General features: G+C 53.9%; 12 protein-coding genes. 10 read left to right on the forward strand and 2 right to left on the reverse strand.

Annotated elements, in window-relative coordinates; all coding sequences use genetic code 11:
- Window positions 1–596 precede the first annotated feature (596 nt).
- Window positions 597–1,622: an LLM class flavin-dependent oxidoreductase gene (locus ACFFK0_RS19010; RefSeq protein WP_377471903.1), complete on the forward strand. Its 1,026-nt coding sequence runs from the start codon at window positions 597–599 to the stop codon at window positions 1,620–1,622.
- 36 nt (window positions 1,623–1,658) lie between these two features.
- Here the strand turns inward: ACFFK0_RS19010 and ACFFK0_RS19015 are convergent, their stop codons facing one another.
- Window positions 1,659–3,635, reverse strand: a complete 1,977-nt coding sequence (locus ACFFK0_RS19015) for a glycoside hydrolase family 15 protein (RefSeq protein WP_377471904.1) — start codon at window positions 3,633–3,635, stop codon at window positions 1,659–1,661.
- Between the two features lie 285 nt (window positions 3,636–3,920).
- Window positions 3,921–4,112: a hypothetical protein gene (locus ACFFK0_RS19020; protein WP_377471905.1), complete on the reverse strand. Its 192-nt coding sequence runs from the start codon at window positions 4,110–4,112 to the stop codon at window positions 3,921–3,923.
- Between the two features lie 227 nt (window positions 4,113–4,339).
- On the opposite strand from ACFFK0_RS19020, the gene ACFFK0_RS19025 reads away from it, so the two are divergent.
- From ACFFK0_RS19025 to ACFFK0_RS19065, 9 genes are all read left to right on the forward strand, one after another.
- Window positions 4,340–4,765: a hypothetical protein gene (locus ACFFK0_RS19025; RefSeq protein WP_377471943.1), complete on the forward strand. Its 426-nt coding sequence runs from the start codon at window positions 4,340–4,342 to the stop codon at window positions 4,763–4,765.
- 122 nt (window positions 4,766–4,887) lie between these two features.
- Window positions 4,888–5,115 (forward strand): hypothetical protein, encoded by a 228-nt coding sequence (locus tag ACFFK0_RS19030; protein WP_377471906.1) that lies wholly within the window; start codon window positions 4,888–4,890, stop codon window positions 5,113–5,115.
- Between the two features lie 265 nt (window positions 5,116–5,380).
- Entirely contained in the window at window positions 5,381–6,217 is an 837-nt protein-coding gene (gene sigI / locus ACFFK0_RS19035; protein WP_377471908.1) for an RNA polymerase sigma factor SigI, read from the forward strand.
- On the forward strand, window positions 6,210–7,697 hold the full coding sequence (locus ACFFK0_RS19040; RefSeq protein ID WP_377471909.1) for an anti-sigma-I factor RsgI family protein: 1,488 nt from the start codon (window positions 6,210–6,212) through the stop codon (window positions 7,695–7,697). The genes sigI and ACFFK0_RS19040 overlap by 8 nt, the downstream gene beginning before the upstream one ends.
- 312 nt (window positions 7,698–8,009) lie before the next feature.
- Window positions 8,010–8,852 carry an STAS domain-containing protein gene (locus ACFFK0_RS19045; protein WP_377471910.1) on the forward strand — a complete coding sequence of 281 codons (843 nt, stop codon included), beginning with the start codon at window positions 8,010–8,012 and terminating at the stop codon, window positions 8,850–8,852.
- Window positions 8,853–8,884: 32 nt separating this feature from the next.
- Window positions 8,885–9,253, forward strand: a complete 369-nt coding sequence (locus ACFFK0_RS19050) for an STAS domain-containing protein (RefSeq protein ID WP_377471911.1) — start codon at window positions 8,885–8,887, stop codon at window positions 9,251–9,253.
- Window positions 9,250–9,663 carry an anti-sigma regulatory factor gene (locus ACFFK0_RS19055; RefSeq protein ID WP_377471913.1) on the forward strand — a complete coding sequence of 138 codons (414 nt, stop codon included), beginning with the start codon at window positions 9,250–9,252 and terminating at the stop codon, window positions 9,661–9,663. Before ACFFK0_RS19050 ends, ACFFK0_RS19055 begins: the two co-directional genes overlap by 4 nt.
- Before the next feature lie 24 nt (window positions 9,664–9,687).
- The gene (locus tag ACFFK0_RS19060; protein ID WP_377471914.1) at window positions 9,688–10,287 is read left to right on the forward strand and encodes a SpoIIE family protein phosphatase; all 600 of its coding nucleotides are present in this window, start codon (window positions 9,688–9,690) and stop codon (window positions 10,285–10,287) included.
- Entirely contained in the window at window positions 10,280–11,644 is a 1,365-nt protein-coding gene (locus ACFFK0_RS19065; RefSeq protein ID WP_377471915.1) for an ATP-binding protein, read from the forward strand. Before ACFFK0_RS19060 ends, ACFFK0_RS19065 begins: the two co-directional genes overlap by 8 nt.
- Window positions 11,645–11,694 lie beyond the last annotated feature (50 nt).

The following is an 11,694-nucleotide window of genomic DNA, read 5'->3' on the forward strand; positions in this document are numbered from 1 at the left end:
TTAATCGTTAAGCTGGCGCTGTCCGACTCGCTGCGCGGCCAGAATGAAATAGCGGAACCGTTCCGCTTCGAAGTGTGATGACGTCATCCTGCCTGCTCCTACTCCAAAAGCTTAGACGATCGTCTGCGGGCGTATGTCCGGGTCGCGATTGGCTATAATAAGGCGGCAATCATGCCGGGCAGGAAAATCGCGTAACCAGCGCGATGAGTTATCGGCCTCATCTTTTTTTGATACCGGGTAAAATATGCTCGATCCAGGACCGCTCGGCTTAGCCGACATCGCTTGCCGGCCCTACCCAGCCGGCGGAGGTCCAGGAGGTCCGCACCATGACCGAAAATTGGCCCTTACTGTGGCCCGCTGTATGCACCAGGTACAATGAGCCGTCCCCAAACAGATCGATGCCTATATTATAAGGGGCGTAGGGGATCGTTTCCAGTTCAATCGTGGATCAATTCAGCTCCTTTAAATGACGTGTCATCTATAAGTTCTGCCATATTAAATGACGCGTCATTTATTTACAAGTGCTGAAAGCCGCTCCGGTTTTGACCTACTGTTGTTATTTGTGTTACAGTTAACGGCAAGAGGTGATAATTTCAATGAAATTAGGGATATTGGACCAATCGCATATCGGGGAAGGCCGGACAGCCGCCGATGCGTTGGCGGAGACGACGCGGCTCGCTCAGCATGCGGAGCAGCTGGGCTATTCGCGATTCTGGATGTCGGAGCATCATGCCAGCGCGGCGCTCGCCCACTCCAGCCCGGAGATTATGATCGCCCATGTTGCGGCTGCAACTTCGCGGATTCGTGTCGGCTCCGGCGGCGTCATGCTGCCGCACTACAGTACCTACAAAGTTGCGGAAAATTTCCGGCTGCTCGAGGCGCTCCACCCCGGACGCATCGATCTTGGCCTCGGCCGGGCTCCGGGAGGAATGCCGCTGGCGACCCGTGCGCTCCAGGAAGATAAACACGTCGATATCCGCAAATATCCGGAGCAAGTGGCCGATCTGCGCGGTTATTTGGTTGAAGGCTTACCGGCCAGCCATCCGTTTGCGAAGCTCGAGATTTCGCCTGCCATTGACACCGCTCCGGAAATATGGCTGCTCGGCTCAAGCGATGAAAGTGCCAGAATAGCGGCGCTGCAGGGTACGGGCTACGCGTTCGCCCAGTTTTTCGGTACGCCGGGAGGGATGGAGGCGATCCGGTATTATCGCGAGCACTTTCGGCCGTCTGCCGCCTGCGGGCTGCCGCGCACGATGGCGGCCGTGCTCGCGATTTGCGCCGACACGGAGGAAGAGGCCAATTTGCTGGCCATGAGCACCGATTTATTTTTCCTGCGCCTGGAGAGCGGTCTGCCTTTGAACGATTTGCCGTCGGTGAAGACGGCCGTCGACTATCCGTATACCGAATACGATATGCTGCGGATCAAGCACGCCCGGCAGCGCCGTATCGTCGGAACGCCGGCTCAGGTGAAGGAGCAGCTTGAAGCGCTGGCGGCGGATTACTCCGCCGATGAGCTTCTGATCGTTTCCCCGATTCATGAGATGGAAGCCCGGCTGAAGTCGTACCGGCTCATCGCCGAAGCGTTCGGCTTGCATGCATCAGTCCCGGGCGGCGACAAATAAGGACGGCTCCCCATTCGGGGAACCGTCCTTAATGCCTTACACGCTTGATGCGGAAGCGGCGAGCTTCTGATATTTCTGCGTATACTTCGTTACCGCCAGCACATAGGTTGCATGCGACCAAGTGAGCGGCGCCACGGATACCGGCGACCCGTCGAACGGATCTAGCTGCTCCGGCAGGATCCCGCTCTCCATGGCGTGCCGCTCGACCCATTCCAGGGTGCGGCGCGGCGACTCCAAATCGGCGAGCGTCTTCGCTTTATCGATCTCCCATTCGGCAATCCACAGCGTACAGATGATCCACGGGTTGCCCGGAATGTTATGGATATCCGAAGAACGCTGGAAATAGTAGTCGTGATGGTAGCGGGCCACGCCGCCAACGTGCGTCTTAATCGTCAATCCCGCACGGTTCGCTTCCATCGTGCGCTCGACGCGAGGATCGTCGGCCGGCAGCACGCCGAATTCGAAGATGCCGTACACCGAGCTTTCCAGCGTCGTGTCCTTAACCCATTTGCCGTCTTCCATATATAAGCCGCGGACGAATCGGCCGAGCTCCTCATCGTACAAATGCTTGAGGATGCCGGATTTGATCTTCTCCGCCGTATGGCGGTAGCGGTTGCTCCGCTCGTCGTCTCCGAACAAAGAGGAGAAGTTGGCTGCCGCAATTAGCCCTCCGTACACGGCGGAAGCGGTGAATGTATAGATGCCGTACCGTTCTTCCCACAGGTCATAGCTCGGCTTCGGCAGGTTGAGCTCCTGCTCGATGTAGGAAGACATGAAGCGGGCCGAGCGCCGGATCAAGGTGCGGTATAAGCCCTGCGCCTTTTCCAGCGAGCCGTGCGTTTTGTAGTCCTGCCATAGGGCGAACAGCACGAGCGCGGTTTCGTCTTCCTGGATCGGCAGCTGCACTTTGCCCATATGAATATACGGATGCCATGAAGAGCCGACAGTTCCGTCCGGATTAAACTTGTGGTGCAGATAGCCTTCCGGTGACAGCACCTCGGCGCAAAAGTCGAAGAACGGGGACACCATTTCATTGTAGCCGGCCAGCGTCATCGCATAGGCGATCAGAGCGCCGTCACGCGGCCACATATAGCTGTAGTGGTCGCGGTTGCTCTGCATGATGTCGGAGTCGTTCGCGGCGATGATGGCGCCGTTCACGTCGGTCTGGGTGCGAACGATGAGCAAGCTTTGCTTAAACAGGCGGATAACGTTCTCCGGCAGATCGGCGTAGGACCGCTCGGATTTGTTGACCCAGCGCTGCCAATATATTTTCACACGGTCGAGAAGCTTGCCCGGATGGCTGTCGCGCACGTAAATGTCGAGCTTCTTCACTTCCTCCAGATTCTTGCCCGCCGTTAGCCAGTAATACATCGTTTGTTCGCCTTCCGGCGGCACGAACAACCGGAACGATATCGTGGAGTCGACGGAGCCCTGCGCGATGGCGTTGCCCATCAGATGGCCGTCCTCCGCGTCGCGCCATGTACCCTCGGCGTTATGGAAACGCTTGACCCCGGTCGTGTATTGGTAGATGCCTTCCGTACCGGTGGAGCCGTTGACCATAAAATACTTATCTTTCTTATAATGAAACACCGTATGAAGCGCCGGGTAGTACGCCGCAGTGTCGCCGACTTCCGTCTCGTTGATGACCAAATCCTGGTTGAAGAACACCCGTATCTCGCGAACGGTGCTGCGGTGATTCGTAATATGAATGCGTTTCAAAAAAATATTCTCGCGCTGGTGCACGCCATCGTTGATCAGCAGCGTGACGCCGAGTCCCTCATGAGTTGCCGTGACCTCAGTGACGAGCGAATCCTCCGCATAGCCCAGACGGATGTTCCAGCTCGGATCGTTCAGCCAGGCGAAGCCGCCGTCAACCCAGACGCCTATGCGGCACTGGTACCCACAAATGTGGTTCAACTGGCCGACGTACGGATAATACAAATCTCGCATATAACCGAACCGGTCCATATTGATCAAAAACTTTCCATTTCCAACTACTAATTGTCTAGGCATGCCATCACTTCCCATCCTTGGAGGTCGCGGAATCCGCGAGAGTCGTAGTTTTATGAAAAATATGTAGTCTGTTTTCAATTCATCGTACATGCAGCGAAGGGGATGCGTCAATATGCGCGGCAGGTAATTTTTAGGTAAACATTCCTCTCCCCATCATGCCCCGAAAGGACAATCTCTAATCCCCACAAGCGCAGCAAATAGGGGCGGTGTATGGCGCCGCTCTGCAGCGTCTTCCCGTCCCGGCTCATTTGCCGTTTCCCAGCCCATCCTGCGGTTCTTGGCGGCTTAAGTCCGATGCTTCAGCTTGACGACCCAATCGTACCGGTTGGTGGACAGCAGCAGCCCGGCTAACTCTTCTTTCTTAACGTTCATTACCGCTTCCGTTCTGCCGGTCGAGTATTGGACGATGATTTGCGACGCTTTGTCGTCATACTGAACATAAGGAATTTGGGCCGAACCGATCGGAATCATATTCATCGTAAACCCTCCGTTCCAGAGTTGGTAGTGGATCGTTTTCAATATATGACGGGGCATGCAAAGCTAGAAGGCGTCAGGTGAAATCGGACCGGCCCCTCCAGCCGCTGCGGGCGTTGTGCGCGGTTATCCCCTAAAATCTGTTACTATGAAAAAGAGGAATTATCGTGTATATTGTGGAATATATTTTGTCAAACCTTCGGGGGATGATGGAGGAGGAGGGACCGCTCATGAGCTTTTGCTGCGGCGCCAGTATGATCGGCACCCGAGGCACGCTGAAGCATATCCGGACGCGCATTCACAACGTTCCGATTTTGTTTTGTCCGGTTTGCCATCGTACCGAAGTGCATTATCAGGCTGAGAACGAATACGAGATTTTGGCTGAATACGCTCACGGTGACGGAGCGGCGGAAGTCGACTTCTTGGAGTATGTCGATAACAAGAGCGGCGGCGAGCTGTTCGAGAACTGTGTGAGCAACGAGGAAGAAGATCCGCTAGACGTCGTGCATAGACAAATCGATATGGGTTTGGATTTGCTGACGGTGGCCAAATCGATAGATGATTGGGAATGGGAAGAACAGCTGAAACGGCGGCTGCAAATGCTGAGCAACCGGCGGGCCAAGCTGCTGAACAAGCGGGCTTCCAAGCGCCATTAATGATATTGGTGAAGTCTCTCACTGCGGTGGGGGACTTTTTTTGTTAATTTTGCACCCTCTTAAAGGTTTGTTACGTTTACGAAGTATATGATGCGTTAATAATTCGTAAAGAGAGGGGCAAGATGACCGTGGACAAATACTATATTCTTTACAAGGATAAGGTCCTTGCCGGACCGCTTCCGCACGAAGACGCCGAAATGAAGTGCATCAAGCTCGGGTATTGCTTCAAAAACGTAGAGGTTGTACCGGAGGACGCCGTGAAGGCGAAGCCGGATGAGGAAGAATCCGCCATGAGGGACGAGCTGGAGGCGGGTTCGTTACAGCTGTCCGCCGCCGCTTGCTGGAAGTAGCTGTATCGGGTAGGAGAGCCGTTTCAATTGCACGTATATATGTCCGGTCGTGTCGTTTACGCCGTCCGCCGCTCCGAATGGTGCGCGGGCGGCGTTTTCGTGTTTATTGGACTACTGGAAAGCTTATCTCCTCCATCATTTCCCATGGAGGCCATTCAACGTATAGATATGTTATAATAGGGATGTTTTTCTGTTCCGTGTTGCTGTTCATACCCCCGCATCAGCATACATATCAACGAAAATATTATAGTGTGAGGTGGAACGTTTGTTACTGGTACTGTTCAACAAGTTCCTGGGTAAACGTCGGTCTTCCCACCCTAATTCGAATTCGATAGAAGCAGCGCTGCCGGAGCAGCAAGTTGTGCGTATTCAACAGGGTGATTTGCGGCTTCGCAATCAGTTTATCGCGGATTATCAGCCGTATGTAGCTAAGGTGACAAGCCGATTCTGCAAACGGTATGTAGATCCGGCGAGAGACGATGAGTTCAGCATCGCGCTGGCGGCTTTCAATGAGGCGATCAATCAGTTCGCCCCGCAAGCTGGCAGGTCGTTCCTGAGCTTTGCGGAGACGGTCATGCGGCGCCGCTTGATCGATTTTGTCCGCAAGGAGCAGCGGTTTCGAGGACAAGTGCCGTTAAGCTCATTTGAGGTTGAGGATGATGAAGATAACATCATCAATCCGGTGGAAGTGCATCAAGCGATTGAGCTATACGAGAAGCAGAGAGGATTGGAGGAGCGAAAAGGCGAGATCGCGGACTTCAGCCGTGTGCTCGCTGAGTTCGGCGTGTCCTTCACCGAGCTGGCCGAGGTGGCCCCCAAGCATGAAGACTCGCGACGGATGCTGCTGCGGATCGGCCATACGCTGGCAGGATCCTCCGCGATGATGCGCATATTGGTGACGAAGCGAACGCTTCCGATCAAGGAGTTGCTCGAACAGGTCGACGTCTCGCGCAAGACGCTGGAGCGCAACCGGAAATATTTGATTGCCATGGCATTGATTTTGAACGGACCATACCCGTATTTACGCGATTATTTGCGAATTCACGATGAAGAAGACAACGACGCAGATGCTCCTGCAGGAAGGAGAACCGTACATGAATAAAGGAATCGTCATGGAAATGAGTGCCCGGCATATGGTCGTTATGACGCAGGAAGGCGGCTTTCACAAGCTCCCCAGAGACGGCCGAACTTGCGAAGTGGGCGAAGAAATTTTGTTCGCCGAGCCGGCTGCCGCTCGTAAAGTGCCGCCCATGGCGAAATGGACCGGAATGGCGGCCGCTGTCGTGATGTGTATCGCTCTCATCACGGGATTAACCAGCTTCACAGCGAAATCCGAGGTTGTAGCTTACGTATCGATGGATATTAATCCAAGCGTGGAGTTCGCCATCGATGCAGCGGAGAAAGTGCTGGAGCTCAAAGGTCTGAATGCCGACGGTGCCGCCCTGATTACCGGAATCGAATATAAGGGGAAAGCGCTGGATGTCGTCGCTGACGCAGTGCTGATCAAAGCGGATGAGCAGGGCCCCCTGAGCCGTGGCGAGGGTGATGTCATTATTGCCAGCTCCTTGGTTAAGGAGACGGATCGGGTGAGCGATGTAGTGATCGCGGAGAAGCTGAAGCAGAAGGTGACGCAGCTGATCGAAACGAAGCACCCCGAGCAGGTGCAGAACTACCAGGTCACCGCATTCGCCACGCCGAAGGAAGTACGGACTGAAGCCGAGGCGAAGGGAATCTCCGCAGGCAAATATGCGATCTATCTGACGGCCAAAAGCAACGGAACGATCGTGCCGATCGAGGATTTGAAAACAGCGTCGATTCATGAGATCGCCAAGGAAAACGGCGGCATCTCCGCGCTTGTGAATGAAAAGCAGCCTCCGGCGAAAGCCGCTTTCAAGCAGCTGCTGGAAGAGGAGAAGTCCGGCAAGCTTGACGAGATTGCCAAGAAGGTGTCGGAGGAAAAGAAGAAGACGAACAGCGATCCGAAGAAAACCGATACGAGTCAAAGCGGCTCCAAGGCGACACCGGCCTCGACAACCAAGACCGATTCGAAGACGGGATCGAATGCGAAAACGGATACCAAATCGGACGCAAAAACCGACACCAAGACGACGACAAACGGCAAAAACAGTACGACGAATAGCGGCGGCAACAAAAACACCCCGGCTGCCGGGAAAAATACCGGCAAGGACGACAACAACGGTAAAGACGACGAAGACGGCAACAAGAACAACGATGGCAAAAATAACAACAAGAACAACGACAACAAGAACAACAGCGATGACAACAAGAACAACAGCAAGAACGAGGACAAAGACGACGCGAAAACCGGCGGCACTCCTGCCACCGGTAAGAACGTTTCTAACAACGATAATAAACAGCCGACAACAACAAAGCCTGCCGGAGGCCAGACGTCCTCCGGCCAGGATTCTTCTGCTAGAGACGGCGACGACAAGAAGACGGATCCGAAGAAAGAGAACAAGGACGATTCTAACGATAAAGATAATAAAAATGCTAACGGCACGAATTCCAATTCTTCATCCAACGGGAACAAAAACGATCAGAAAAAGGACAAGGATAGTTAGCGAAAAAAAAGCATCCCGTGGGCTCGACCGGGGTGCTTTTTTGTCGATAATATTGATTTCATGTCGAATCTATCATTGTAACAACTTTGTTCAATAAATGTATACTGTAATATTCTCCAAAATTACCTCTTTCTATCGATTTCGACTGCGACATTATGCTAGAATGTACCGATAAGAGCTTTGAAAGTATCGAAAATAATTACCGGGCCTATCCCGAATTGATGAATGATGCTGCGAACTTATGACGGGTGATGCAAAACGATGTAGTTCGCTGTAAGCGAATGCGAGAATTCAAGAAATGGAGGATGTAGCATGCCGGCAAGTCAATTGGCTGCTTTGCAGAACGTATTTTCAGAGAAGGATCACATTATTGCAGAATGGCTGGAAGAGCTTGAGCTGAACCAATCCGGACTGTATCGCATCATCGGAGCGGAGAAGCTGCAGCGGATCAGCCGAACGCTGCTTGAAGAGCTGACCGCGCAGCTGCCGCACGGCTTAACTCTGAACGATATCGGGCAGCGGCCGGTGCTGGAGCAGGAGCTGAACGAGATGGCGATGATTGCTGCCGAGAATAAGATGCTCCCGTCGGCGATTGCACCATTTTTCCACACGCTCAAAACGATATTGCTGCGGCGCTGGACGACCTTCTTTCAAGAGGGCGGTACGGAGCTGCATACGAACTATACGGTGCTGGAGCAGTTGATCGAGGTGCCGCTCATGCACTGTTTGAACGCATATACGAGCCGCAGGGAGCGAGTCATCTACGCTCAATCAAGGGCGATTGCCGAGCTGTCCACTCCGGTCATTCAGCTGTGGGACAACGTGCTCGCCATGCCGCTCGTCGGGGAGATCGATTCCGTTCGGGCCAAAGGCATTATGGAAGGTCTGCTCGGCGCGATTGCGGAGCATCAGGTATCCAATGTAATTCTCGATATTACGGGGGTACCGGTCGTAGATTCAAACGTAGCGGACAGCTTGATCAAGACGGTAGAAGCGGCAAAGCTGCTGGGAGCCAATTGCATCTTGACCGGTATTCGTCCGGAAGTGGCGCAAACGATCGTACTGCTAGGCGTCAATCTGGGGGAGATTGTAACGAAGGCGAGCTTGCGTGCAGGACTGGCATACATACTGAGCACCTTGGAGACAAGCAAATAAAGACTACTAGGAGAGAGAGCGTGTTCAGTTAGATGCAAATACCCATTATAAAAATCGGCAACGTGCTGCTCGTAACGCTGCATCCGGATATTACCGACGATCAAGCCGTTGCCCTAAAACAGGAAATTTTAGTGAGGATTCAGAAGCTGGAATGTTCCGGACTTCTCATCGATATTGGGGTTGTCGATCTGATTGACAGCTATATGGGACGAGTGTTGAACGAGATCGTCGAAATGGCCAGGCTGCTTGGCGCGAGCTCCGTCATCAGCGGGATGAGTCCGCAGGTAGCGATCGCAATGGTGGAATTCGGGCTGACCTTCCGGGATGTGAGAACGGCGCTCACAGTAGAGAAGGGCTTGGAATGGTTCGCGGAAAGTTCCAAGACAGGGGCGAAATTATGAATGAAATGATTCTCATCAAGTCAGAGGGCGATACGATTGTTGCTAGGCAGCGTGGACGCGAGATGGCGAGAGTCGTCGGCTTCAATCTGGTCGACCAGACGCGGATCGCCATCAGCATTTCCGAATTGTCCCGAAATATTTTGCTCTATGCCAAGAATGGAAAAATAGAGCTGGAAGAAATACGCAAAGAGGACGCGCTGGGAATCGAAGTCCGGGCAATCGACAACGGACCCGGCATACAGGATCTGAATAAAGCGATGCTGGACGGCTACTCCACATCGGATGGACTCGGCATGGGGCTTCCGGGAACGAAGCGGCTTATGGATGAATTTGTCGTGGACACGCAAGTGGGGCGGGGAACGAGAATTACGATTCGCAAATGGATGAACAAAGATTTGTATTCATGCTGACTTGAGGAGAGATCAGTCATCGTAGTGGCAGTTGTGAACCGACCCATGCAAGGCGGCGGGGCGGATGCATACGGCGTCAAACGGTGTGATGACGGGACATGGCTTATTACGGTTGTCGACGGGCTGGGGCATGGCGCGCGAGGGGCGGAAGCCGCGCATACGTATTTGCGGTTATTTCGGGAATGCTCCTGCGATTCGCTCTCGGCGCTTATGTCGGCGATTCATCTCGGCATGAGGGCAACTGTCGGAGCGGCTTGTATGATCGTACAGGTGATACCGGACCGGCAGCAGCTGCTGTATGCAGGCATCGGCAATGTGAGCTTGGCTCTGATAAGCTCGTCCGGCTTTCGTCGAGCGCAGTCGGCCCGCGGAATCGTCGGTTACCGCCAGGTCCGCATTCGTGAGGATGTTCTGGCATGGACTCCGGGAGACAGGCTGATGCTGCATACGGACGGAATTGCGCTTCCGCCGGAGGGGGCCGAGTCGCTTCGATACGGCGACCCGATCGTGTCGGCGAAGGAAACTGCGGCAGCCTACGCAACCGGTAAAGACGATGCACTTGTACTCGTATGCACCTTAGAGCACTTGGAAGCAGTGCGGATTGAGGAGGAGCAACATGCGTGAATTACGCGCCATGTACTTGCATGCATTGACGAAGTATGTGCAGAGCGGCAGTGAAGACAGCGCCGCGTTTACTTCGGAGCTCGGACCGTTAATAACAAGCTTGCTGCCGGAGGATACGATCGCTCTGCATGAAGAAAGTATGCAAGTGCTCATTCAGAACGTCAGCTTGGAACAGGCGCTGCAATATTATCACAAATCGTTCGTCTTTCTGATGGAAATAATCGTTTTCTCGCGGATGCTGCAGCTGAACGGGCAAGGTGGATCTCTGCTTGGCGAGCTGAAGCAAATGCTGAAGAAGACGGAGCATTCCTTAAGCTCGATCAAGAGCAAGTATGAGAATGTGCTGCAGCATATGGACAGCGGGATTGCTTTGTTTGATGAAGAGGGCTACTGTACGTTTGCGAACTTGAAGCTCAGTCATATCATCGGCGTGCCGCGGAAGAAGCTGATCGGGCGGGATGTTTTCTCGCTGATGGGGATGCACGAAATCGAACGCGGACGCCGCAAAATGTTTGCCCGCCTGTATCGCGAGCTGGTGGTGTACCGGATACCGATGAAGGAAATTATCGACGAGTCCGGACGGCATTTTCTCGTTTCGGTCAAATACGACGAGGAGCTCGAGGGCGACATCCTGGTCAGCGTTAAAGATGTAACCGAATTCAAAAAAATCGAACAATCCGCTTACCACAACGACAAGCTGGCGATGCTCGGCAAAATATCGGCGGCCATCGCCCACGAAATCCGCAATCCGCTCACTTCGATCCGGGGCTTTATTCAATTGCTGCTGCCGGAGCTGAAAAAGCTGGGCCGCGAGGAGTACGGACGCATCATTTTGAGCGAAATCGACCGCGCGAATGAAATTATTTATGAATTTTTGAACTCTTCCAAGCCGAGCGCGCCGGACAAGCGTCAAGTGAGCATGGCGGAGCTGCTGCGCGAGGTGACGCTGCTGTTCCAGAGCGAAGCGCTGATGAAGGGCTGTCAAATCGAATTGCTGCCGGTTAGCGAGACGCTGATGGTGGATGTCGATGCGAAGCAAATCAAGCAGGTGTTTCTGAACATCGTGAAGAATGCTGTCGAGGTGCTCGGCGAACGAGAGGGCGGGATTCAGGGGCGCGTGCGGGTACAAGCCGAACGTCGGGACGACGGCATTTGGGTGTCCTTCGAGGACAACGGCAAAGGGATGGACGCCAAGACGCTCAGCCGCCTGTTCGACCCGTTCTTCACAACGAAGCTGGAAGGGACCGGGCTCGGCCTGTCGGTCAGCTACCGGATTATTAAAAATCACGGCGGCGCCATTCATGTGGAAAGCGAAGTCGGGGTAGGGACGACGTTTCGGGTTCAGCTTCCGCTGTGACGGCGCACGGCCGGGTTGGTTCGTTCGGTGCAGGCATTTGAGAGAGAGAG

Origin of the sequence: Paenibacillus chartarius (assembly GCF_042432825.1) — a bacterium.
GTDB lineage: Bacteria > Bacillota > Bacilli > Paenibacillales > NBRC-103111 > Gordoniibacillus > Gordoniibacillus chartarius.